The sequence below is a fragment of the Micromonospora lacuserhaii genome (genome assembly GCF_036902735.1).
Lineage (GTDB): Bacteria > Actinomycetota > Actinomycetes > Mycobacteriales > Micromonosporaceae > Micromonospora.
In genome coordinates this window covers 40,362-61,904 of record NZ_JBAKHO010000026.1, presented here as the reverse complement: position 1 = coordinate 61,904, position 21,543 = coordinate 40,362, and the positions used below count along the sequence as shown (strand labels likewise).

Sequence of the window (21,543 nt, the reverse complement as noted above, 5' to 3'; positions counted from 1 at the left end):
GGCAGAACTCAGGAAGTTGGCGCGTCGATGGCGTGTATGCCTCATAAACATTCAATTCGTCATATACTTGACCTACTGCCTGAGTACTCCATCAGGACGTTCCACAGTGCTTCCCCGGACCTGCTCGATCACGCACCACCCGGCACCGAGCGCTGCCAGCCCGAAGGGCGTGGCGCGGTGTCGGCAGCCGCGGGCGTCGTCCGGTGCGACAGGACCGCCGGCACGGCCCGGCCGGAAATCGACACGATCCGGCCGAGCCGTCACCGGTGCAGACGGTGGCTTGGGTGGTCACCGCGGCCGGCACGGGCCTCGCCTCCTACGGGCCCGTGCCGGCCACCCCCCCCCCGGCAGGAGGCGCTTTCGCCGCCGACCGCCCGCGCCGCCCGGCCCCTGCCAGGCCCGGCAACGGAGAGGAGAGGCAGATGTGGCACCCGCCGACCGCGGTGGAGAAGGAGCTGTGGGACGCCGTCGTGGCCGGCGTCCGCGCGGTCGACCAGGCGGATCGCCGTGGTCTCGAGACGGCTGTGAACCGCCTGCTGCGGCTCCCTCCGGGCTGGACGCACGGGGTCCTCGGGGACACCGCCGGGTTGCTGGTGGAGGAGCTCGTCCCGGATGCGCACGACCTCTGGCCACTGCTGGCGGCGCAGGTCGACCGCACCGAGACCTGGTTGCCCGAGGTGGACGGGAGGCTGCTGGCCGTACTCCTTCCCGGCCGTCGCCTGCCGCCGGCCACTGACGTACCCGGCGAACCGGGGAACATCCGACACCGGCTACTGCTGATCGCCTACCTGGCGGACGCCGCACAGGTCCGGGTGGGCGCCTTCGTCGACGTGGCGCTGGCCGGTGCCAGCAGGCGGGCGTCGCGACCACTTGCCCGGTCGGTGCCACACTCGCGTGTCGGAAACTGACCGGCTCGGGCAGTCCTGTTCATCAGGGTGGAGCTGATGACGGCGCTGCTGTCGACGCGCTCGGCGTGAACGTTGTCCTGCCGATCAGCGTAACCGACAGACGGGATCAACAAGGCTAAACGAGACATAACACGCGGCAGGGTGCCGTCGCCGCTCACGCCCCTCGGGCGAACAGCGCCAGGCGTACCCGGTTGGGGCTGTTGGTCTTGGTCATCAGGCTGGTGATGTGGGTCTTCACCGTCGTCACGCCGATGTGGAGCCGGTCGGCGATCTCCGCGTTGGACAGTCCGTCGGCGACCAGGTTCAGCACGTCCTGTTCGCGCGCGGTCAGCCCTTGCGCCGGCGCCGGCGCCCCGGCACGGGCGTGCACCGCGCGCTGGACCAGGCGCTGCAGCACCTCCTGGCTGAACGGGCTGTCGCCCGCGGCGGCCCGGCGGACACCCTCCAGCAGGTCGGCCGGCGGCGCGTCCTTGAGCAGGAATCCGCAGGCGCCGGCGGTCAGGGCGGGATACAGGTGGTCGTCGTCGCCGAACGTGGTCAGCACCAGGACGCGGGTGGCGGGGCGGTCGGCGAGGATCCGGCTGGTCGCGGTGATCCCGTCGACGCCGGGCATGCGCAGGTCCATGACGACGACGTCCGGGACCAGCCGGGCGGCGAGGGAGATCGCGTCGCGGCCGTTGTCGGCCTCGCCGACGACCTCGATGTCGGGCTGGGCGCCGCAGAGCATGCGCAGGCCTGCGCGGATGAGGTGCTGGTCGTCGACCAGCAGGACGCGGATCATGCCAACTCCGGCGCGGGCGGCCCCGCCGACGCCTCGCGCTCGCGGGGAGCCGGCGGCGCCGGCATGACGGCGGGGGATAGGGGAGGAGCCGTCGGCGCGGACACCGCGGCCGGGAGGACGGTGCGGACCCGCCAACCCGTGCCGGCCGGACCGGCCTCCAGCCGACCGCCGAGGACCTCCGCGCGCTCGCGCATGCCGGTGATGCCGTGGCCGCCGCCGGACGGCACCACCGCCGGCACCGAGCCGCGCCCGTCGTCCGAGACCTCCCAGTGGACGGCCCCCTCGACGACGGAGACCGACAGGCGCGCCCGCGCGGACGTGCCGGCATGCTTGGCCACGTTGGTCAACGCCTCCTGGGTCAGTCGCAACACCGCCAGCCCCCGAACCGCATCGAGCGAACCGACCGCCCGGTCGATCTCCGCCTCCACCGTGACACCGGCCTGGCGGGCTCGATCGACGGCCGCGCCGAGTGCCGACGGCAGCGCCGACGGCTCGATCGCGGTCAGCGCCGCGTCACCGCGTACCCCGTCGGGGTCGCGCAGGACCGCGACCAGCCGGCGCAGCTCCGCCAGGGCCGCCGAGCCCGTGCCGTGCACGTCGTCGAAGACCTCGCCCACCCGCGGGTCCAGGTCGGTGAGCACGTGCCGGGCCACGCCGACCCGCAGCACCATCGACGCCACGTGATGCGCGACCACGTCGTGCAGTTCGCGGGCGATGGCGCTGCGCTCGTCGGCGCGCGCGGCGCGGCCCTCCGACTCGCGCCGGCGCTGCTCCTCCGCCGCCCGCTCCTCGGCCTGCCGGCCGAGTTCCCGGGTGGTCCGGATGACCAGGCCCAGCAGCAGCGGCACGCCGACCTCCACCGTCAGCCCGAAGACGCCGGAGAGGAACCGTCGGAACGGGTCGCCGATGGAATCGGTCAGGTCGACCGCCGCCAGCAGCGCGGTGGCCAGCCAGATGGTCCGCGGCCGGTCCGCCCACATGGCGAGTTCGAGCAACGCCCAGCTGGCACCCACCTGGTTGATCATCGTGTCGTCGACGACGCGGAACGCGAGCGCCAGCAGCGCGGCCTGCGCCACCAGGTTGACCAGCGGTCGGCGGTGGAACACCAGCGCGACGGCGAACGCGACCAGCGCGAGGAGCCACTGCGTGGCCGTCGGTGAGCGGCCCGCCTGGGTGCCGAAGACCAGGTAGCCGATGCCGCTGAGGTCGAGCAGCAGCATCCGCGCGAGCGTGTCACGCCCGTCGAACAGCCGTCCCACCCACCCCATCGGTTCAGCCTAGGGGCTGGGGCTCGGGGACAGTAGCGACCGCCGGCCGGAACCACCTGGCCCGGACCCCGAGGTAGGCGGCCAGGCCGAGCGGTCCGAGCAGGATCGTCAGCACCAGCACCGGAGCCATGACCAGCGCCGGCACCCCCCGTTCCCGGCTGTCGAGCCACGCCCACCGGCCGGCGAACAGGTCGAACGCGACCAGGTGCGCCCAGGCCGCCGCCGCGCCGTCCGTGCTGCCGAACAGGTCGCGTACGCCGCCCAGGGCCGGCGAGAGCACGGCCGGCAGCACGTGGTCGAACGCCGGGATCACCAGCATCGCGTAGATCACCAGGACCGGTGCCACGATCAGTGGCGAGGAGATGATCCGTCCGGTCCACGACCAGCGCGGCAGCAGGAGCATCAGCGCCCAGAACGGCGCGGCCACCGCGAACGTCAGGCTGAACAGCGCCGCGGTCATGCGGCCAGCGCCAGTTCCGGGCGGCGTCGGCGGGCCAGGACCACCCCGGCGGCGGTCGCGGTCGCGACCACCAGGGCCGCCACGGCGGCCAGCGTGAGGGCGTCCGGACGCAGCAGCGGCTGCCCACGCAGTGCCTGCCAGGTCAACAGGATCGTGAGTACGCCGTACGCCCCGCCCGCGACGACCAGCAGCCGCACCCGGCTGCGCTCGTCCAGCCGCGTCCCGAGGAACCGGCTCAACAGGATCGCCAGGATCGGCAGCGCCTGCAGGGCGTGCAGTCCCACGAAGTGCCCGATCCGCAGATCCCCACCGGTGGTGCTCCAGCCGACCACCGGCAGCCCGGGCCCGCCGTCCGCCACGCCGACGCTGTGCGCCCCGCTGATCCCCTCGATCCCCGGATCCTGGCCGGGCAGCACCATCGGCACCGCGGCGAGCATGCCCAGCAGGGTCAGGCCGAGCCCCAGCCGGACCGCGTACCCGGCGACCCGGTCCACGACCGGCTGACGCAGCACCACGATCCCGATCACCAGGTGCGCGACGAACAGCACCATGATCGAGGCGCCCATCACCTGCCACAGTGCGGCGTTCAGCGGGGTGCTCTCGTTGTAGTGGCTGGTCTGGCCGCGCAGCACCTGCCCGACGATCACCACCATCTCGGCCAGCGACATCGCGACGATGACCGTGCCCGCCCACCCCGCGACCCGGCTGCGTCGCGGCAGCAGGGAGAGCATCCAGGCCAGGGTCGTGCCGTACAGCACGAAGGACACCGAGAACTTGAACGGCTTGAGCCAGATCGGCGCGCCGGTGAGGACGCGTGGGTCGGCGAGGATGCCGACCGCCGAGACGACGGCGAGGACCGCCATCGCCGAGACGAAGACCATCAGGGGGCGGTGCCAGTGTGCCGCCCGGTGCAGTGCGTTAGTCATACCTGTAGATGCTGGTGAGCCGAACCCCGGATCGCGCCCGACCGCAGGCCCCGGCTGCGGCCGGCGGTCGGACCTCGTCTCCTACCAGGGGAGGAGGCCGAGCGCGTCGGGGACAATGGGTACGTGCACATCGAGCCGGTCGACTGCGCGCCCGAGCAGACGTTCCCGCGGGCCCTGCTGCGGCAGCGCTGGGAGGATCTGACCTTCCTGCACTGGGCGGTCGCGCCGGAGCTGGTCGCGCCGCTGCTGCCATCCGGCACCCGCCCGGACACCCTCGACGGGCTCAGCTACGTCGGTCTGGTCGGCTTCCGCATGGTCGGGCTGGGTCTGGGCCGCGGGCCCGGGGTGCCGTACCTCGGCACCTTCGCGGAGACCAACGTCCGGCTCTACTCGGTCGACGACACCGGCCGCCGGGCGGTGGTGTTCCGCTCGCTCGACGCGTCCCGGTTGGTCCCGGTGCTGGTCGCCCGGGCGACCCTGCGACTGCCGTACCTGTGGTCGGCGATGCGGCTGGACCGGGACGGCGACCGCTACACCTACCGGTGCCGGCGCCGCTGGCCCGGCCCGGCCGGTACGACGAGCCGGATGGTGGTCCGGGTGGGTGGGCCGATCGCCGAACCGACCCCGCTGGAGCACTTCGTCACCGCCCGCTGGGGGCTGCACACCCGGGCGTACGGGCGCACGCGGCACCTGCCGAACTGGCATCCCCGCTGGTCGTTGCGCCGGGCCGAGCTGCTGCACCTGGACGACGAGCTGGTCGCCGCCGCCGGGCTGCCGGCCCCGACCGGGCCACCGGCCAGCGTCCTGTACTCCCCCGGCGTTCCGGTCCGGTTCGGCCCACCGGTCAGCCTGCGCTGAGCGGACGGACCGCTGCGGAAAACCGCTCCCTCTCCCGGTGGGTCCGGCGCGACGCGGTGTGTCACAGGTCCGTGGTGGGCTCTCGGGCATGGAGACGACCCGATTCCTCGACTGCCTCGCGGCCGACTTCGCCCGGCTGCGCGCCGTGGCGCCCACCGACCTCACCGCGGCTGTGCCGAGCTGTCCCGGTTGGCGCGTCGCTGATCTGGCCCGGCACGTCGGCCTGGTGTACCTGCACAAGACCACGGCCATGCGCGACGGTGCCGAGCCCGAGTCCTGGCCGCCGGCGGAACTCGCGGACGAGGAGCCGCTCGCGCTGCTCGACCGGGCGTACGCGCAGTTGCGCGCCGAGTTCGCGGCCCGCAGGCCGGAGGACGCGGTCGGCTGCTGGTACGGGCCGGACCAGACCGTCGGTTTCCTCATCCGCCGGATGGCGCAGGAGACCGTCATCCACCGCATCGACGCCGAGCTCGGCGTCGGCGTGCCGGTGGCGCCCGTCCCCGACGACCTCGCCGTCGACGGCATCGACGAGCTGCTCAGGGTGTTCGTGGAGTACTCGGTGGGGGAGTGGGCCGACTACTTCACCGGGATCCTGGCTGGCTCGCCCGGCCGGTCGTACACCGTGCGGACCGACGGCGCCGCCTGGCGGGTGCGGACCGGCCCCGGGCTGTTCCGGGTGGACGGCGACGTGGAGGACGCCGCCGACGTGACGGTCTCCGGCCCGCCGACGGCAATGCTGCGCTGGCTGTGGGGCCGGGCCGGGGAGCGGAGCGGGGTGACGGTCGAGGGCCCGCCCGAGGCGGTCGAGGAGCTGCGGCGCTGCCTGGTGACCGCGACGCAGTGAGGCGGCGCGCCACGGAAGCCACGCCGGACGGGTGGCGGGGAGGGACGAACCTCGGGCGGCCGAGGGGCATTCCCGAGGCTCCCGTGACCTAGCTGACTTTGGTTTATCTAAGTCAGCCGGGTAGCGTCACTCGCATGACCGAATTCCTGGACCAGCGGGACGACTGGCTCACGACCAACTGCTCGATCGCCCGCGCGCTCGAGGTGGTCGGAAACCGGTCCACCCTCCTGCTGCTCCGGGAGGCTTCGTTCGGCACCCGGCGCTTCGACGACTTCGCCCGGCGGGTCGGCATCAGCGAGCCGGTCGCCGCCGCCCGACTGAAGCGCCTCGTCGCCGACGGGCTGCTCGAACTCCGGCCCTACCGGCAACCCGGGCAGCGGACCCGGGACGAGTACGTGCTGACCGCCAAGGGTCAGGAACTGCTGCCCGTGCTGGTCGCGCTGCGGCAGTGGGGCGACAGCTGGGCCGCCGACGAGGCCGGTCCGTCCGTGCGGGTCGAGCACCACGACTGCGGCGCGGTCGTGCACGCCCGGCTGCGCTGCGAGGCCGGTCACGACGTGACGCCCGGCGAGCTCGACGTACGCCCCGGGCCGGGGCTGCTTCGCCCCTGACCGGCCACCCCAGGACAGCCCTCCACCCCTCAGGAGCAGGACATGAAGATCGCAGGACGTACCGCGCTGGTCACCGGCGCCAACCGCGGCTTCGGCCGCCACCTCGCCGGCGAGCTGGTGGCCCGCGGCGCCACCGTCTACGCCGCCGCCCGCAATCCGGACAGCGTCGACCTGCCGGGCGTCACCCCGCTCCGGCTCGACATCACCGACCCCGCCTCCGTGGCCGCCGCCGCCGAGGTGGCCCGCGACGTCACCCTCCTGATCAACAACGCCGGTTCGGGCACCGGCGCGGATCTGCTCGACGCCGATCTCGCGGCGATCCGGCTGGAGATGGAGACCCACTACTTCGGCACGTTGTCGGTGGTGCGCGCGTTCACCCCGGCCATCGCGGCCAACGGCGGCGGCACCATCCTGAACATCCTGTCCGCCCTCTCCTGGATCAGCTTCCCGCAGGTCGGGGCGTACGGCGCCGCCAAGGCTGCCGAGTGGTCCCTGACCAACGCGCTGCGCGCGCAGCTCGCCGACCGGAACATCCGGGTGGCCGGCCTGCACGTCGGCTACATGGACACCGACATGACCGCCAACGTCTCCGCGCCGAAGTCCGACCCGGCGGACATCGCCAGGATCGCCGTCGACGGGATCGAGGCGGACCTGTTCGAGATCGTCGCCGACGACACCAGCCGGCAGGTGCGGTCCGGCCTGTCGGGCGGTGTCGCCGCCCTCTACCCGCAGCTGTCCTGACCCGGTACGCCCCTCGGCCGGCGGTGGATCCGTTCCGCCGTCGGCCGGCGGGGCCACAATGGGAGGCATGAGGCAGGGGTTCGCCCACCAGGCGGTGGTCCAGATGGCGCCGGACGCCGACCTCGGCGCGCCCGGGGCCGCCATCACCACCGTCCTGTGCGGCCACTGGGAACACGAGCCGCCCTGCCCGATCGCGTCCCACCACACCAGCGTGGAGCGAATCGGCGACGAGGTGCGGCTGCGCATCCTGTTCGCGACCGAACCACACCTCGAGGCGAGCGTCCGGCAGGACATCGACCGGGCGCTGGGGCGCGGCGAGCTGCTCGGCCCCGACGGCCGGACGACCCGGTGGCGGCTGCGGTCGAGCGGGTCGAGCGAGCCGGCGGGCCGGGAGCTGGCCCACCTCGCCCGCCTGACCCGCGGATAGTCGGTGGCTCAGTCGGCGTCGGCGTCGTCCGGCTCGGGCAGCGTGGGATGGTCGGTCGGGTAGAGGCCGGCGGCGAAGCCGTACACGGTGTCGCCGGAGCGCGGCAGTTCGGTGAACTCCCGGATCAGCGCCTCGACGCGCTGCCAGAACTGCGCCGCCGCCTCGGCGGGGATCCGGGCGTGGCGGATCGTCGTGTAGAGCCGGTCCGCTTCGTGGGCCGGGACCGACTCGGCCGCGGCCACCGACAGGCCGTTGATGCACACCGGTGTCGTGGTGTCGCCCGGGCGCCGGACGACGCCCACGTGGATGGTGCGGCCGGTACGTCCGTAGAAGCGCTCGTCGATGGCGCGGACCCGGCGGGTCCGCACCACGCGGAGCATCTGCGCCTGGACCAGCACGCTCACGTGGTGGGCGACGGTGCTCTTCGGACGGCCCACGGCGGCGGCCAGCTCGGCCACGGTGGCGGCCCGTTCCAGCACCAGGTCGAGGATCGTGGCCCGCAGCGGGTCGGCGATCGCGCGCAGCTGCTGGGGCGTCGCCACCTCGACCGTGTCGGGAAGGTCGTAGTCGGGGATCTGCCTATTGCTCGACATTGTTGGATCAATCTAAACTCTTGGACTGTTAGCGGCAAGACTGGTGGCGGCACCCGTACGTGTCGTCCGTCCGAGAGTGAGGGGCCGCATGGCTGAGGTGCTGTTGTTCCACCACGCGCAGGGTCGGACGGCGGGAGTCCTCGACTTCGCCGACGAACTTCGACGGGCCGGGCACACCGTGCACGCGCCCGACCTCTACGACGGCCACACCTTCGCAACGCTGGACGAGGGCCTGGGGTACGCGAGGAAGGTCGGCTTCGACGAACTGCTCGAACGCGGGGTGCGCGCCGCCGATCACCTCCCCGCCGAGCTGGTCTACGCCGGCTTCTCGCTCGGGGTGATGCCGGCGCAGAAGCTGGCCCAGACCCGGTCGGGCGCCCGCGGCGCGCTGCTGTTCCATTCCTGCCTCCCGACCGAGGAGTTCGGGACCTCCTGGCCGACGGAGGTGCCGGTGCAGGTGCACTCCGCGGACGCGGACCCGTTCTTCGTGGACGAGGGCGACATCGACGCCGCCCGAGCGCTCGTCGAGTCGGCCGAGCACGCGGAACTCTTCCTCTATCCCGGTGACGGGCACCTGTTCGCCGACAGCAGCCTGCCGTCGTACGACGCGGACGCCGCCGCGCTGCTCCGCCGGCGCGTACTCGACTTCCTCAAGGACCGCTGACCGGCACCGGGGGCCTCCCCTCGGTGGCCCGCACCCGCACGGCGGTGGGGCTGGGCCGGATCAGCCGGCCCGGTCCCACCGAGGGGCCGGCGCCTCGACGCGATCATGCCAGCGCCCGTCGCCGCGCGGCGCGGTCCGGGATGGGGTCACCGCGGCCCGCCGTGGGCGGCGAGCGCGCGGAGACCAGCCAGATCGAGCACCGCGATCCGGCGGTACCCGGTGCGGATCAGCCGCTCCGCGCGGAGCGTGCGCAGCGCCCGCTGGGTGGTGTCCGTCGCCGCGCCGACCAGGGTGGCGAGCTCCGCGTGGTTCAACTCCACCCCGATGACGAGTTCGTCGTCGTCGGTCCGCCCGCAGCTCGTCGCGATCTCGGCCAGCACCCGGGCCAGCCGTACGTGCACCGGATAGGCGGCGAACTCGGCCCGGCGTTCGTTCGCCCACCGTAGGCGCTGGCCGACCGTCGCGGTGACCTGGGCGGCGACGGCGGAGCGACGGTCGAGGAAGCGGAGGAAGTCCACCTGCCGGATGACGGTGGACACCACGTCGCCGCAGGTCGTCACGGTCGCGGAGCGGCCCTGCCCGCTGATCGCCGCGAACTCTCCCACGAGATCGCCGGGCAGGCGGATCGCCAGCAGCCGGTCCGCGCCGTCCGCGGTCGTCGTGATCTTGACGAAACCTCGCCGGATCACCTCGACGTGGGTGTCCCGCGCGCCTTCGGTCAGCAGGCGCCGGCCGGACGACACGGTACGGGTCACCCCGAGGGCCAGCAGTTCCTCACGATCCGCGGGAGCGATCCGGTCCAGGAACGATCCCTGCGCCCAGACCGCGTCACCGTCCAGCGGTACGGCAGACATGACCGTGGCCTCCTCGAGGTGGGGCCGGGCGAGATCCCGTCCTTCCCCGGAATACCGCCCGCCGGTCCGGGGTGCAATACCCGCAGAGGACGGGATCAGCTGCCTGGCGAGGGGAGGCGACATGGAGTCCCATCGGAGACGGTCGTAACGCTCCTCGTACCGTGGATCGCCCGCGCCCGGCCGGTGGGCCGGCGGTCCGGCCGCCTGTCCGTCAGATGATTGACAGATGACACGCAGGGCGGTGCGGCGCGGATCGGAGGGGACATGGCTACCTGCGACCCCGGCCCGTCGACCGGCAGCCTAAGGGCGGTGGCGGGGCCGTGAGCACGCCGCCGCCGGCCGGGGCCCCGCCGCCCGGGGACCTCTCGCCCGAGCAGCGGACGCGCATCCGGCGGCTCCTCGAACGGGAGTTCAGCGAGGCGTGGCGGGCCGCCGTCGCGGCCGGAGCCAACCCGGCCGCTCTCGCGGACGCCGTTGCCCACCGGGTACGGGAAACGTGGTCACGGGCGGCTGTCGGCGATGATGCGGAGCACCTCGTCGACGATCCGCCGGACGGCCGCGTCGTCGGCGAGCAGGACTGACACCCGCTCCTCCGGGGCCGGCACGCCGTCGGGCGTACGGTCGATCTGCTCGCTCCCGGTGCCGGCGCCGAAGACGACGCCGAGCACCCCCACCACCGTGTCGACCGGGTCCGCGCCCCGGCGTAGCCGACAACTGATCGCCGCCACGGCGGCGGACGCGAGGTCGGCCAGCCGGGCCTCGTCGCGCTCGTGCGGACCGGTCGCCACCAACGGCCGGGGGTCGGCGACCCCGTCGCCGGGGACGGCGAGGACGGGGGCGCACTTGCGGCCGAGCGGTCGCTCCACATAGTCCGCGTACCACCGGGGTCGCCGTCGCATGGCGGCCAGCACGCGCTCGATCTCCCGGGACAGCGTCGGGCTGTCGCTGCCGGTCAGGTCGCCGGTGGCCGCCTCCCGCCGTAGCGCCCAGCTGTCCAGCGGCCAGAGCTGCGTGCCGGCGGTGGCGGGCACGCCGACCCAGGTGAGGATCTGCACGGCCAGCTCGGTCAGCCAGGGATCACCGCCGAGCTCCGCAGCCAGCCAGGCCGGGACCCGGGGCCGCTGCAACGCGCCCCGCCGGCCGCGCCGGCGGCGGTGACCGTCCACGGTGGCCGCGGTGAGCCGGGCCGACAGCCAGCGTTCGACGTCGAAGATCGGCACCTTGGCGTTGGCGAGCAGGTCGGACACGACCGCCTCGACGTCGTCGTGGTGCCGGTCGAGGCAGTCGTCGGCGAGCATCTGGACGGAGTTCGCGCAGGCCCAGTGCCCCCGCCGGCGCTCCATCGGACGGGTCACCCGGGAGAAGACGATCGGCCAGACGATCGCGTACGCGGCACCGGTGAGCCGGGCGTGGACCTCGGGCGTCGCGGACGCCGCGGCGGCCGTCAGCTCCCCGCGGCGGGCCAGGTCGCGCAGCTCGTCCAGCGCGGGTCGGGTGCGGGGCGTCCTGGGCGTGCGCGTCGGCCGGCACCGGGTGGTGGCATCGACGGTGCCACGTGGAGAGAGCCGTGCAGTCGGATCATCCGCGTTCGTCATGACGCCTCCTCCGGAATGTGGAATGAGCCACGGCAAGGTGTCTGCGCATTGCACCCGAAAAGATTTCGGTGCTGACCAGTAACAATGTGTCGAGTAGGTGTGGAAGGCGAGCCCCCGCTCGTCGAAGAAGCGGTTCGCCGCGCATCGGTGCCGAAACCGTCCGGCCGGAAGGCTGATACGGCACGTAAGCCGACGGATTTGCCGAGCCGTGCCGGCCCTCCCGTCGACCCGGGCACGTCCGTCAGGGCAACCGACATCCGTTCGCGGCCCGACCGATCGGCCGCTCGGCACCCGGGTCCGGGTGTGCTAGGACCCTCCACTGTGTTCACCCGCATGGCGCGGATCGATCCCCCGTTTCCCGCAAATGGTGACGTGTACGCGTCCATCCTCGTGTGCAGGGGGCATCGACACTGGCCAGAAGATGTCCTTTTTCCTGGCCAGATAATGGTCGTGGGCGGGACACTCGGCACACGACGGGGGCCACGGGCCTCCCGAAGTGCCGGTAGCCTCCGCATCGTCCTGACGGACCACCCACAGGAAGGAGAGGACCCTGCGTCCCGGGATCGAACCCCGTCCCTCCGACGGGCTCCGACAGGAGTTGCTGGACCTCCGCCGGGGTCCGGGCCTGCAGAGCAGCCCGCTGCACCGTCGACTGGGGCCCCGCCTGGCCGACCTCTGCGGCGTCTCGCCGGCCGAGTCGGAATCGGCGGCACGGGCGAAGGTGCGCGCCACCCTGCTCGCCCTCGCCGCCGACATGCCCGGCGACCTGCGCCGGGCCGTCGTCCTCGCGTACGGCCTCGATCCCACCCATGCCTATCTCCGGCTGGACCGCCGCACCGACCAACTCGCCCGCGAGCTGTCGGTCCAGCAGCGCACGGCCCGCCGCCGGATCGACGAGGCGGTCGCCCGGCTGGTCCGCGCCGCCGTACCGGAAATCCCCACCGGCACGGCCGACGCCGGCCCCGACTGGCTCCTGCACGCGATGAACGCGCTGCTCCGGCTCGACACGCCGACGCCGGAGCTCTACGAGACGCGCACCGTCGTGGCGATCCGCCCGATCGACGAGCTGACCGTGCAGTTCAGCCTGCCCCGCCGGCCGGGCGACGACGGTCCGGAGCACGACGTGCGCGCCGACGTCCTGTTCGGCGCGCGGATCCGGGAGCTGACCCGGCACAACTCGGGCCAGTTCTTCCGGCTCACCCTCGCCCTGCCGAGGACGCTGACGCCGGGGGAGCGGCACGAGCTCTGCCTGCACTACCGGGTGCCCGAGGGGCAACCGATGCGGGAGCACTACGTCTTCCAGCCGCTGACGCCGTGCGCGCACTGCACCGTCCGGCTGCGGTTCCCGGTGGATGGCGGGCCGGCGACGGCCTGGCGGCTCAACGGCGTCCCGCCCCGCGCCGTGGACGAACGGGTGCCGGGCCCGGACCGGCTCCACCCCGACGCCGTGGGCGAGGTGACGTCGGCCTTCGACGGGTTGCAGCAGGGCTACGCGTACGGGATGGCCTGGACCTTCGCCGACGGCCCGCGCACCTGAGCCGGGCCGTGGGCAGCTCGTCGGCCGGAGCGGCCCGCCCGGTGGCCGTCCGTCAGATGAGAACGTGGCGAGTTTCTCCGCCCGGCTCCGGGCAGGCGGGTTCGGGGTCCGGCACCTGGTCCGGCGTACCCCGCCGCCACCCGGTCACGAGCTGGGCACCGTGCACGCGACGTTGAAGCCGCGAGGTCTCGTCGAGGCCGGCGGGGTGATCGTCGCGGCCTGGTGGGTCGGCGACGGGCCGCCACCCGCGCCCGGCGCCCGCGTCCGACGGCGGTCCGACCCGGGCGGGCGCTGGCTGGCCGAGGCGGTGGTCGGACCATGAACCCCTTCGCCCTGTTCGAGGAGGACACCGACGAGCCGGACGAGGTCCCCTTCATCACCGACACCCACCGGCGGCGCTTCGTGGCGCTCCTGATCGACACCTCCTGGTCGATGGCGGCCACCCAGAGCAACGGCGTACGCGCGATCGACGCGCTCAACCGGGAACTGGCACGGTGGCTGCCCACCGTGCGTGCGGAGGGGCGCGGACCCCTCCGGGACGTCGAGTTCGTGGTCGTCACGTTCGGCGCGGGCGGCGTACGCGTGGTCTCCGGCGACGGGACGCCGTCGGCCGAGGACGACGGGGCGTTCGTACCGGCGTCGCGGCTGGAGCTGCCGACCCTGGTCGCGGGAGGCGCGACGCCGATGGTGGCGGCGGTGGACCTGGCGCTCACCCTCGTCGAGCAGCGACGCCAGCACGTACAGACGGTGCACGCCCAGCAGACCGGCGGGCCCCGGCTGATCCTGGTCAGCGACGGCACCCCCACCGACGAGGAGGGCAACCCCACCGACGACTGGCGGCCGCTCGCCCGGCGGCTGGAGCAGTGGCGGTCGACGCGGCGGATGCAGCTGTTCGCGTTCGGCGTGCCCGGGGTGGACGACGAGGTGATGCGGGCCCTCGCCACCCCCAGCGGCTACTTCCCGCTGGACGACCTCGACCTGCGGAAGCTGCTCGACCTGATCCTGGTCGCCACCTCCGACCACGTCGACTTCGAGCGGGTGCGCAGCCAGGTGTACGGGGACGACCTCCGATGACGGCGCGTTGGTCGGTCCTGGGCGGCAGCGCGGCGGGCGGGGCGCACGCCCGCGCCGGGGTCAGCGGCCAGGACGCGTACGCGGTCCGGGAGGTCGACGGCACCCTGCTGCTGGTGGCGGCCGACGGCGCGGGCAGCCGCCGCTGCGCCGGGGCCGGCGCGTCGCTGGTGGTCACCCTGGCCGTGCAGCTGCTCGTCGCGCTCCTCGGCGACCGGCCACCGGCCACCGCCGCCGCCTGGTCCGGGTGGCTGGACGTCGCGGCGGACCGGCTGTTCCGCCGGTTCCGCCGCGCGGCGCGGGCGCTGGCCCGGGCCGCCGGTGGACTCGACCCGGCGGACCTCGCGACCACGGTGACCGTCGTGGTCGCCCGTCCGCCCTGGGTCGCCGTGCTCGCCGTGGGTGACGGCATCGTGGTGGTCCGGGCCGCCGACGGCAACCTCGACCTGCTGCTCGCCCCGCCGGGCGGCGCCGACCGGCCGCCCGGTGCGACGACGCTGCTGCCGAACGCACGCGCCGGGAGGCACGCCCGTCGGCTCGTCGCCCGGCTGCCCGACCTCACCGGGCTCGCCGTGTGCACCGACGGCCTCGACAACCTCCTCGTCGAGTACGACGGCAGCCGGCCCCGCCAGCCCGGCGCGGCGGCCTTCGCGCAGCTGTTCACGCTCGTCGAGGCCGCCGACCCCGACCCGGCCGCGCTCATCCGGCTGCTCAGCGGCCGGCGGGTCGGCGCCCTCACCGACGACGACCGGACCCTCCTGCTGGCGGTGCCCCGATGAGCCACGACGTGTGGCTGGTCGGCCCGGACGGCCGCCGGACGGCCGACACCCTGGACGCGCCGGTCGGCTCGGTCGGCTCCCAGGGGCGGGTCTTCCGGCTGCGGCACCGGCCGGACACCGTGGCGAAGGTCCTGCACCGCGCGGACCCGGCGGAGCTGGCCGCCCGTACCCGGGTCCTGCTCGCCGAACCGACCGGGTGGACCGTGCGGGCGGGCGGACCCGTGGTGGCCTGGCCGACCGCCGCGGTGCACCGCCGTGACGACGGAAGGCTCCTCGGGTACGCCGCCCCCCGGCTCGCGCCACCCCGGTTCGCGCCCCTGCCGCTGCTGTTCAACCCGGCCGCCCGGGCCCGGATGCTGCCCGGCGCCACCTGGGCCTGGTGGCTGACCGTGGCGGAGGAGCTGGCCCGGCTCGTCCGGTCCGTGCACGCGCGCGGGCACCTGGTCGGCGACCTCGCGCCGGCCAACGTCTTCGTCTCCGCCGCCGGCGGCGTCTGCCTGATCGACGTCGACGGCTGGCAGTTGCACGACAGCGCGACCGGGCAGGACCTGCCGTGCCCGTTCTCGCGCCCGGAATACACCGCGCCCGAGGAGCTCGGCCGGTCGGGCCGGCGGCGGGAGGCGGCCAGCGACAACTGGGCGCTGGCCGTGCTGACCGCCCAACTGGCCTGCCTCGGCTTCCACCCCTACGGGGGTGTGCCGCCCGAGGCGACCGGGCCGGTAGAGGAGGTCGACAACGTCCGGCTGCGCCGCTGTCGGCTGCTCGGGGCGGACCTCCGGTCGCCGGTCGCCGCCGTACCGCCGTACGCGCTGCCGGCCGTGCTGCGCCGCCGGCTGGCCGAGGCCCTCGACGCCGGGTTCGACGCGCCGGCCGCGCGGCCCGGCCCGCAGTCCTGGGCCGCCGTCCTGGCGTACCTGCGGGACCAGCTCGTCGGCTGTCCCGCCATGCCGACCCACGTGTATCCGCGCGAGCACCGCGACTGCCCCTGGTGCCGGATGGTCGCCGCCGGCGCACCCGATCCGTTCCCCGGGAGTCAACGATGACCACGACGATCGAGATCAGCCGGGTCGCCGACCGGACCGCCGTGCTCGGACCGGGCCTGCGCGCGGTGATCTGGGTACGGGGTTGCCCGCTGCGCTGTCCCGGCTGCGTCGCGCCGGAGGACCTGCCGTTCACCGGTGGGATCACCCGCACCGTCGACGAGCTGGCCGGGTGGCTCGGTGCCCTGCCGTCCGACATCACCGGGGTGACCTTCTCCGGCGGCGAGCCGATGGCCCAGGCGGCGGGGCTCAGCGCGCTCGTCGACCGGATCCGCGCCGACCGCGACTGGTCGGTGATGTCGTTCAGCGGGTGGACCATCGAGCACCTGCGCCGGCAGCACGACCCCGACCAGCTCCGGCTGCTGGGCCAGCTCGACATCCTGGTGGACGGCCCGTACGTGGCCGCCCGCCACGCCGACCTGCTCTGGCGCGGCTCGACGAACCAGCGGCTGCACTTCCTCACCGACCGGCACGCGCCGCCGGCGCAGGACACGTCCGCCGGCATCGAGCTGCAGCTGGCCGAGGACGGCGTCCAGTGGATCGGGGTCCCTCCGGTGCCCGACTTCCGCGCCGGGTTCGAGACCGCCATGCGGGATCAGGGCGTCCAGATCGCACCGCTCGGGGCCGCCGCCCCCTCCGACGAGAAAGGCCGATGATGTCCGGTAGCCCCATGTACACGACCGTCGCGTTCAACGCCGCCCGCCGCGCCCAGATGGAGGCCGCCCGGCGGCAGCGCGCGGAGGAGCGCCGGCGGCGTCGGGAGGAGCAGCGCCAGCGCCGGCTCGCGGCAGGGATCCGGGCCGCGGACGTACGCCGCGACGCGCTGACCACGCGACTGCGCGAGCTGGTGGAGACGTCGCGTGGGCTGCCCCAGCAGGCCGAGGTGACCGCGGAGACCAACCGGGTCGCCGGCCTGCGCCGCCCCACCGACGAGGCCGGACTGAGCCGGATCGGCCGGGAGTTGCGCGGCGCCGAACGACGCGCCGACGAACTCACCGTCGCGGTGTCCCGGGAACTGACCCGCCAGGAGCAGGGCCGCGCGGTGGAGTTGGCCGTCGCACCGCTGCGCGGGCTGGCCGACGGGGACCAGTTCGACCCGGTGGGGCACCGGAACATCGCGGTGCTGCTGGACGAGACCCGGCGGCGCGCGGGGGACGTACGTGGCTTCGCCGACCTGCACCGCCAGCTCGGCGAGGCGGTCGGCGCACACCTGGAGACGGTCCGCGACCGGCAGGCGCACCTGCTGCGCCTGGCCACGGAGACCGACGAGCTCTCCGCCCAGCTGGCCGACGTGCTGGCCGAGGCGGCGGCGGCGGGTCTCGCGGTGGCCGAGGAGTCCGAGCTGCGCGCCGAGGTGACCGGCCTGCGCCAGGAGGCGGCCGGCGGCAACGTGGACCGGTGGGAGCGGCGCGTCGCCGACCTGCGTGGCCGGGTCGAGGCGGTGACCGCGGCGACCGACGCCCGCCTCGACCAGCTCGACCGGATGGCACTGATCGTGGAGGCGGCCAGCGCCGCGCTGCCGGCCGCCGGCCTGCGGGTCGTGCCGAACAGCCTGGCGGAGCGGGCCGACGCCGTGGTCTTCGTCGCCGAACGCGCCGACGGCTCACCCATCGAGTTGACCGTCTACGCGGGGGACACCGACGGCAACCGGCTGGAGTACCGCACCGACGGCTCCGACATCGTCGTGGAGAACACGGTCGACGGGGTGATCTCCCGCTGCGACCTGACCGAGGAACTGCTCGAACGCTTCCACGCCGAACTCGCCGACCAGGGGGTGACGGCCGACGGCCTGTACTGGGAGGGCAAGCCCGGCCAGCCCCGGCCACCGGCCGTGGAGGCGTTGCGCCGACCGGCCCACGACGACCGGAGCCGATCGTGACGGCCGCGTCGCCGGGCCGGCCCACGGCGCCACCGGCGGCGGCCTGGCTGGAGCGGGTCACCGCCGAGATCGCCCGCGGTCGGCACGTCGTCATCCACGGCAACGTGCGCGACCTGGTCCGCTGGGACCGCTCGTTCCATCCACTGCGCACCGCCGTCGCCGGGCTACTGTCGATCTTCGGCTATCAGCTGACCGGTTACTACGATCCGGTCGACGGGCTCAGCTTCGGCAACCTGGACGACCAGCGGGAGTTCCACCGGCTGCTGGCCGCCCCGGACGCCGGCCGGCCTTCGGCGTCCGAGCCGACCGCCGCCACCGACCGGTCCGCGACAGTGCGGAACCGGTTCTCCGCCGCGCTGCGCGACGCGCCCGCGCCGACCCTGACCAACCCGTACGACTCGCTGGCCGCGATCCGGCGGGTGCTGCGGCAGGGCGGCACGTCGTCGGCGTTCCTCATCGACCAGGCCGACCTGATGCTCTCCCCGCCCGAGCGGGGCGGCGACGCCGAGCGACGGCTGCTCGGCACGATGGCCAAGGCGATGACCGAGGCGGCCCAGACCGGCAAGCTGCGCAATCTGCTCGTGCTGGTCGCGGACGACCTCGCCGCCCTGCCGGCCTGGCTCTACCGGGACCGCCCGTACGTCCAGGTGGTCGAGGCGGCCCTGCCGACCTTCGACGAGCGGCACGTCTACCTCCACCAGCAGGCCCGCCACTTCCACCAGGCGGCCGCCGCCCAGAAGGCCCCGGAGGACCTGCGGGTGCTGGCCAACCTGAGCGAGGGCATGGCGGTCAGCGAGCTGGACGGGCTGTGGCGGATGAGCAACCTGCAGGAGATCCCGCTCGACGAACCTCGGACGCTGATGAAGCGCACCCTGTTCGGCCCGCGTCAGGACCCCTGGCGCCGGGTCCGCGACCGGCTCGCCCGGTTCGGGCCGATGGCCGGCGAGCGGGTCATCGGCCAGCCCGTCGCGGTCGACCGGGTCCGCCGGGCGCTCACCTCGGCCACCGTCGGCATCGACTTCGTGGCCGACCCGCACAACGCCGAGTCCCGGCCCAAGGGCATCTTCTTCTTCGTCGGGCCGACCGGGGTGGGCAAGACGGAGCTGGCCCGGACGCTGAGCGAGTTCGTCTTCGACGACGAGACCGCGCTGGCCCGCTTCGACATGTCCACCTTCGCCGAGGCGCACTCCGCGGAGCGGCTCACCGGCGCGCCACCCGGGTACGTCGGCCACGAACGCGGTGGTGAGCTGACCAACCGGGTGAGCCAGCGCCCGTTCAGCGTGCTGCTCTTCGACGAGATCGAGAAGGCGCACGCGTCGGTGTTCGACAAGTTCCTCCAGGTCCTCGACGACGGGCGGCTCACCGACGCGCTCGGCAACACGGCGTACTTCTCCGAGACCATCATCATCTTCACCTCGAACCTGGGGGCCGCCGAGACGTACGGCTGGCTCGACGGTGGTGAACTGCCCGACTACGAGAAGGTCAGCGCGCACTTCGAACGCGCCGTGCGGGACCACTTCACCGCCACCCTGGGCCGGCCGGAACTGCTCGGCCGCCTCGGCGGCGGCATCACCGTCTTCGACATCCTGCGGCCCGAGTTCGTCGACCGGATCGTCCGCAAGCTGCTCGCGCAGCTGGTCGCCAGCGCCCTCCGCCAGGGGGTGCGACTGGCCCTCGACGACCAGAGCGTCGTGGCCCGGGTGCAGGAGGTGATGCGCCGGCCGGAGGCGCTGCGGCTGGGGGTGCGCAGCATCCGCGACGTCCTGGACCGTCTGGTGCGCGAGCCCCTGGTCGAGCACGTCTTCGCGCATCCCGGGCAGGCGGCCCTTCGGCTGTCAGTCGGCCCGCACGGCACGGTGATCCGCGCCGGCTGAGCTCAGCGGGCCCGGCTCCTGGTCGGCGTCGGCTTCGGCTTCGGCTTCGGCTTGGGTTTCGGCCTGGCCGGAGTGGCCGACGGCGTGGGCGAGGGCACCGGTTCGGCTTTGCCCCGCAACGGCCCCAGGAAGTACGCGACGACCTGCCCGGCCTGGTCCCAGGCGCCCCGGGTGAACCCGCCCGCGCCGGGTAGGGCGAACGCGGCCAGCAGCGCGCCGAGGATCACCAGCCGTGCCGCCCGGTGACCGGGTGGTACCCGTCCCTGCCCCTGCTCAGCCAAGACCGCTCCACTCCCTGGTGAGGATCCAGTTCGCCGGCCCGAACCCGCCGTCCGGGCCGGCATCCCGCCCGGAGACCAGGAAGAAGCGCACCTCCCGGAAGTCGCGTTCGGCGGACAGCACGAGGTTGCCCAGCCCGTTCTCCCGCAACCACGCCCGCACCCCGGCGGAACCCCCGGGGCCGGCGGACATCTTCTCGAGCAGGTCCGCCTTGGACACCACGAAGGCGAGCCGCCGACGGTCGGTGGGGACGCCGTACTCCTGCAACCGCTGCACGGTCGCGTTGTAGGCGTCCTCCGGGTCGTAGGTCGCCGGGTTGGCCGCGGCGAAGACCTCCGGCGCCCCGCCGGCGAACTCGTCGCGTACCCGGCGGACCGAGAACGGGTCGAGGACGTAGATCAGGGAACGCGCGTGGTCGAGGTAGGCGAGCCGGGCGTTCTGCTCCCGGTCGACCAGGTTCTCGCCGGCCGCGTCGAAGAGGTGCACCAGCGCCACCCGCCGCCCCCGGGCCAGCCGGAGGGTGATCGCCACCGGCGGGCCGGACGCCTCGGTCTTGGCCGGCGACGCCCCCTCGCGCATCAGCCGCGCGTACACCTCGTGCCGCTGCCGGCTGTGCTCGTCCGGCAGGGACACCTCTACGCCGGCCTGCTTCCCGCCCCGTTCCAGGCCGGCCAGCGCCGACATGATCAATTGCGTCTTGCCGGCCGACGCGGCGCCGAACACCGGCATCCGTACGTCGGTGACCACCCCGGCGCCCGGCAGCAGCGGTTCCCCGCAGCTCGGGCAGCAGGCCTCCAGCCGGCGGCTGAACGCGGCGCGCAGAACGGTGGTGGGCAGCAGCGCGCCGCAGCCGCAGCGCCGCCACAGCACGCCGAGCCGCCCGGGGCGCAGATCCCGGTGCAGGTCCGCGCCGGTCAGCCGGTGGCCGGGCGGGTGCGCTCCACGGCAGCGGTACGCCGGAACCGCCGCGAGTTGGTGGCAGTGCCGGCAGCTCGCCCGCGCGCCCAACGCCGCCTGCCAGCCCCGGTCCACCCCGCGCAGCAGCAGGACCACCGGCACCCCGACCAGCCAGGCGACCGCCGAGACCCCGGCGGTTACCAGCCCGGCGCCCAGCACCCCGGCCACCACGCCCAGCGTCACCCCGGCCTGCACGGCGAGGACCGGCACGTAGAACGGCCACCAGAGCCACACCCGGTGGGCCCGGGCCCACCGGCGGGGCCGGACCCAGACCGCACGCGTGATCAGCCGTACGCGTTCCACCAGCGCCCGGGCGTCGAGCAGCACCTGGGCGGCGAAGTACTGCGGCCAGGCCCGGTCACGCCGGACGAATGCCGGCGCCACCCGACCCGCGAGCGCGCCGCCGTGCACGTCGTCGGGAGTGCGTACCCGCACCCAGGAGGCGCGACCGAGCAGGACGACAGCGGCGACCCCGAGCACCACGGCGACCCCCGCGGCCAGGCCGGCGATCGCCGTGAGGTTGGCCAGCGGCAGGGCGACGGAGAACAGCAGACCGAGGCTGACGGCGAAGTGCAGGACGCGCCCGATGAACCGCAC

24 protein-coding genes are annotated in these 21,543 nt (G+C 74.1%); 15 read left to right on the top strand and 9 right to left on the bottom strand.

Translation table 11 applies throughout. The annotated features are described in order from the left end of the window. Window positions 1-422 precede the first annotated feature (422 nt). Complete coding sequence (locus V6U81_RS17535) at window positions 423-908, top strand: hypothetical protein (RefSeq protein ID WP_334490675.1); 486 nt, start codon at window positions 423-425, stop codon at window positions 906-908. Window positions 909-1,062: 154 nt separating this feature from the next. Here the strand turns inward: V6U81_RS17535 and V6U81_RS17530 are convergent, their stop codons facing one another. From V6U81_RS17530 to V6U81_RS17515, 4 genes are read right to left on the bottom strand one after another with little or no spacing between them, the layout of a single operon-like run. After that, a complete protein-coding gene (locus tag V6U81_RS17530; RefSeq protein ID WP_334490673.1) occupies window positions 1,063-1,689 on the bottom strand; it encodes a response regulator in 627 nt (208 codons plus the stop codon). After that, a complete protein-coding gene (locus tag V6U81_RS17525) occupies window positions 1,686-2,957 on the bottom strand; it encodes a sensor histidine kinase (RefSeq protein WP_334490671.1) in 1,272 nt (423 codons plus the stop codon). Before V6U81_RS17525 ends, V6U81_RS17530 begins: the two co-directional genes overlap by 4 nt. Before the next feature lie 4 nt (window positions 2,958-2,961). Then, on the bottom strand, window positions 2,962-3,417 hold the full coding sequence (locus V6U81_RS17520) for an ABA4-like family protein (protein ID WP_334490669.1): 456 nt from the start codon (window positions 3,415-3,417) through the stop codon (window positions 2,962-2,964). Continuing rightward, complete coding sequence (locus V6U81_RS17515) at window positions 3,414-4,343, bottom strand: hypothetical protein (protein WP_334490667.1); 930 nt, start codon at window positions 4,341-4,343, stop codon at window positions 3,414-3,416. Before V6U81_RS17515 ends, V6U81_RS17520 begins: the two co-directional genes overlap by 4 nt. Window positions 4,344-4,466: 123 nt before the next feature. On the opposite strand from V6U81_RS17515, the gene V6U81_RS17510 reads away from it, so the two are divergent. From V6U81_RS17510 to V6U81_RS17490, 5 genes are all read left to right on the top strand, one after another. After that, entirely contained in the window at window positions 4,467-5,201 is a 735-nt protein-coding gene (locus V6U81_RS17510) for a YqjF family protein (RefSeq protein ID WP_334490665.1), read from the top strand. Window positions 5,202-5,289: 88 nt separating this feature from the next. Then, the gene (locus V6U81_RS17505) at window positions 5,290-6,045 is read left to right on the top strand and encodes a maleylpyruvate isomerase family mycothiol-dependent enzyme (protein WP_334490663.1); all 756 of its coding nucleotides are present in this window, start codon (window positions 5,290-5,292) and stop codon (window positions 6,043-6,045) included. 134 nt (window positions 6,046-6,179) lie between these two features. Next, complete coding sequence (locus V6U81_RS17500) at window positions 6,180-6,656, top strand: winged helix-turn-helix transcriptional regulator (RefSeq protein ID WP_334490662.1); 477 nt, start codon at window positions 6,180-6,182, stop codon at window positions 6,654-6,656. Between the two features lie 42 nt (window positions 6,657-6,698). Then, window positions 6,699-7,397: an SDR family oxidoreductase gene (locus V6U81_RS17495; RefSeq protein ID WP_334490660.1), complete on the top strand. Its 699-nt coding sequence runs from the start codon at window positions 6,699-6,701 to the stop codon at window positions 7,395-7,397. Between the two features lie 67 nt (window positions 7,398-7,464). Further along, window positions 7,465-7,824, top strand: coding sequence for a hypothetical protein (locus V6U81_RS17490; RefSeq protein ID WP_334490659.1), 360 nt, complete (start codon window positions 7,465-7,467; stop codon window positions 7,822-7,824). 8 nt (window positions 7,825-7,832) lie between these two features. Here V6U81_RS17490 and V6U81_RS17485 read toward each other — a convergent pair whose 3' ends face one another. After that, the gene (locus tag V6U81_RS17485; protein WP_334490658.1) at window positions 7,833-8,417 is read right to left on the bottom strand and encodes a helix-turn-helix domain-containing protein; all 585 of its coding nucleotides are present in this window, start codon (window positions 8,415-8,417) and stop codon (window positions 7,833-7,835) included. Window positions 8,418-8,460: 43 nt separating this feature from the next. Here V6U81_RS17485 and V6U81_RS17480 point away from each other — a divergent pair, with 43 nt between their 5' ends. Beyond that, window positions 8,461-9,081, top strand: coding sequence for a dienelactone hydrolase family protein (locus V6U81_RS17480; RefSeq protein WP_334490657.1), 621 nt, complete (start codon window positions 8,461-8,463; stop codon window positions 9,079-9,081). Between the two features lie 146 nt (window positions 9,082-9,227). Here the strand turns inward: V6U81_RS17480 and V6U81_RS17475 are convergent, their stop codons facing one another. Next, window positions 9,228-9,935 carry a Crp/Fnr family transcriptional regulator gene (locus V6U81_RS17475; protein WP_334490656.1) on the bottom strand — a complete coding sequence of 236 codons (708 nt, stop codon included), beginning with the start codon at window positions 9,933-9,935 and terminating at the stop codon, window positions 9,228-9,230. Window positions 9,936-10,435: 500 nt separating this feature from the next. After that, window positions 10,436-11,530, bottom strand: a complete 1,095-nt coding sequence (locus tag V6U81_RS17470; RefSeq protein WP_334490655.1) for a hypothetical protein — start codon at window positions 11,528-11,530, stop codon at window positions 10,436-10,438. Window positions 11,531-12,128: 598 nt separating this feature from the next. Between V6U81_RS17470 and V6U81_RS17465 the strand changes: the two genes are divergently transcribed. The 8 genes from V6U81_RS17465 to V6U81_RS17430 all read left to right on the top strand — a co-directional run bounded on the left by V6U81_RS17465 (window position 12,129) and on the right by V6U81_RS17430 (window position 19,710). Then, a complete protein-coding gene (locus V6U81_RS17465) occupies window positions 12,129-13,067 on the top strand; it encodes a hypothetical protein (RefSeq protein WP_334490654.1) in 939 nt (312 codons plus the stop codon). 64 nt (window positions 13,068-13,131) lie between these two features. Continuing rightward, entirely contained in the window at window positions 13,132-13,389 is a 258-nt protein-coding gene (locus tag V6U81_RS17460) for a hypothetical protein (protein ID WP_334490653.1), read from the top strand. Further along, window positions 13,386-14,141 (top strand): vWA domain-containing protein, encoded by a 756-nt coding sequence (locus tag V6U81_RS17455; RefSeq protein ID WP_334490652.1) that lies wholly within the window; start codon window positions 13,386-13,388, stop codon window positions 14,139-14,141. Before V6U81_RS17460 ends, V6U81_RS17455 begins: the two co-directional genes overlap by 4 nt. Further along, window positions 14,138-14,917 carry a protein phosphatase 2C domain-containing protein gene (locus V6U81_RS17450; protein WP_334490651.1) on the top strand — a complete coding sequence of 260 codons (780 nt, stop codon included), beginning with the start codon at window positions 14,138-14,140 and terminating at the stop codon, window positions 14,915-14,917. The genes V6U81_RS17455 and V6U81_RS17450 overlap by 4 nt, the downstream gene beginning before the upstream one ends. After that, window positions 14,914-15,960, top strand: a complete 1,047-nt coding sequence (locus V6U81_RS17445) for a hypothetical protein (RefSeq protein WP_334490650.1) — start codon at window positions 14,914-14,916, stop codon at window positions 15,958-15,960. Before V6U81_RS17450 ends, V6U81_RS17445 begins: the two co-directional genes overlap by 4 nt. Further along, window positions 15,957-16,613, top strand: a complete 657-nt coding sequence (locus V6U81_RS17440; protein ID WP_334490648.1) for a 4Fe-4S single cluster domain-containing protein — start codon at window positions 15,957-15,959, stop codon at window positions 16,611-16,613. The genes V6U81_RS17445 and V6U81_RS17440 overlap by 4 nt, the downstream gene beginning before the upstream one ends. Window positions 16,614-16,627: 14 nt before the next feature. Then, window positions 16,628-17,836 carry a hypothetical protein gene (locus tag V6U81_RS17435; RefSeq protein ID WP_334490647.1) on the top strand — a complete coding sequence of 403 codons (1,209 nt, stop codon included), beginning with the start codon at window positions 16,628-16,630 and terminating at the stop codon, window positions 17,834-17,836. Continuing rightward, window positions 17,833-19,710 carry an AAA family ATPase gene (locus V6U81_RS17430; RefSeq protein ID WP_334490646.1) on the top strand — a complete coding sequence of 626 codons (1,878 nt, stop codon included), beginning with the start codon at window positions 17,833-17,835 and terminating at the stop codon, window positions 19,708-19,710. Before V6U81_RS17435 ends, V6U81_RS17430 begins: the two co-directional genes overlap by 4 nt. A gap of 2 nt (window positions 19,711-19,712) precedes the next feature. Here V6U81_RS17430 and V6U81_RS17425 read toward each other — a convergent pair whose 3' ends face one another. Together V6U81_RS17425 and V6U81_RS17420 are read right to left on the bottom strand one after the other, a co-directional pair. Beyond that, the gene (locus tag V6U81_RS17425; RefSeq protein ID WP_334490645.1) at window positions 19,713-19,991 is read right to left on the bottom strand and encodes a hypothetical protein; all 279 of its coding nucleotides are present in this window, start codon (window positions 19,989-19,991) and stop codon (window positions 19,713-19,715) included. After that, entirely contained in the window at window positions 19,984-21,543 is a 1,560-nt protein-coding gene (locus V6U81_RS17420) for a TRAFAC clade GTPase domain-containing protein (protein WP_334490644.1), read from the bottom strand. Before V6U81_RS17420 ends, V6U81_RS17425 begins: the two co-directional genes overlap by 8 nt.

Bases quoted from the DNA above. Each gene is read 5' to 3' on its own strand.
- V6U81_RS17445 (WP_334490650.1), top strand. From the start codon at position 14,914: ATGAGCCACGACGTGTGGCTGGTCGGCCCGGACGGCCGCCGGACGGCC.
- V6U81_RS17520 (WP_334490669.1), bottom strand. From the start codon at position 3,417: ATGACCGCGGCGCTGTTCAGCCTGACGTTCGCGGTGGCCGCGCCGTTC.
- V6U81_RS17495 (WP_334490660.1), top strand. From the start codon at position 6,699: ATGAAGATCGCAGGACGTACCGCGCTGGTCACCGGCGCCAACCGCGGC.
- V6U81_RS17475 (WP_334490656.1), bottom strand. From the start codon at position 9,935: ATGTCTGCCGTACCGCTGGACGGTGACGCGGTCTGGGCGCAGGGATCG.
- V6U81_RS17455 (WP_334490652.1), top strand. From the start codon at position 13,386: ATGAACCCCTTCGCCCTGTTCGAGGAGGACACCGACGAGCCGGACGAG.
- V6U81_RS17530 (WP_334490673.1), bottom strand. From the start codon at position 1,689: ATGATCCGCGTCCTGCTGGTCGACGACCAGCACCTCATCCGCGCAGGC.
- V6U81_RS17470 (WP_334490655.1), bottom strand. From the start codon at position 11,530: ATGACGAACGCGGATGATCCGACTGCACGGCTCTCTCCACGTGGCACC.
- V6U81_RS17525 (WP_334490671.1), bottom strand. From the start codon at position 2,957: ATGGGGTGGGTGGGACGGCTGTTCGACGGGCGTGACACGCTCGCGCGG.
- V6U81_RS17440 (WP_334490648.1), top strand. From the start codon at position 15,957: ATGACCACGACGATCGAGATCAGCCGGGTCGCCGACCGGACCGCCGTG.
- V6U81_RS17450 (WP_334490651.1), top strand. From the start codon at position 14,138: ATGACGGCGCGTTGGTCGGTCCTGGGCGGCAGCGCGGCGGGCGGGGCG.
- V6U81_RS17490 (WP_334490659.1), top strand. From the start codon at position 7,465: ATGAGGCAGGGGTTCGCCCACCAGGCGGTGGTCCAGATGGCGCCGGAC.
- V6U81_RS17435 (WP_334490647.1), top strand. From the start codon at position 16,628: ATGTACACGACCGTCGCGTTCAACGCCGCCCGCCGCGCCCAGATGGAG.
- V6U81_RS17500 (WP_334490662.1), top strand. From the start codon at position 6,180: ATGACCGAATTCCTGGACCAGCGGGACGACTGGCTCACGACCAACTGC.
- V6U81_RS17535 (WP_334490675.1), top strand. From the start codon at position 423: ATGTGGCACCCGCCGACCGCGGTGGAGAAGGAGCTGTGGGACGCCGTC.
- V6U81_RS17515 (WP_334490667.1), bottom strand. From the start codon at position 4,343: ATGACTAACGCACTGCACCGGGCGGCACACTGGCACCGCCCCCTGATG.
- V6U81_RS17485 (WP_334490658.1), bottom strand. From the start codon at position 8,417: ATGTCGAGCAATAGGCAGATCCCCGACTACGACCTTCCCGACACGGTC.
- V6U81_RS17505 (WP_334490663.1), top strand. From the start codon at position 5,290: ATGGAGACGACCCGATTCCTCGACTGCCTCGCGGCCGACTTCGCCCGG.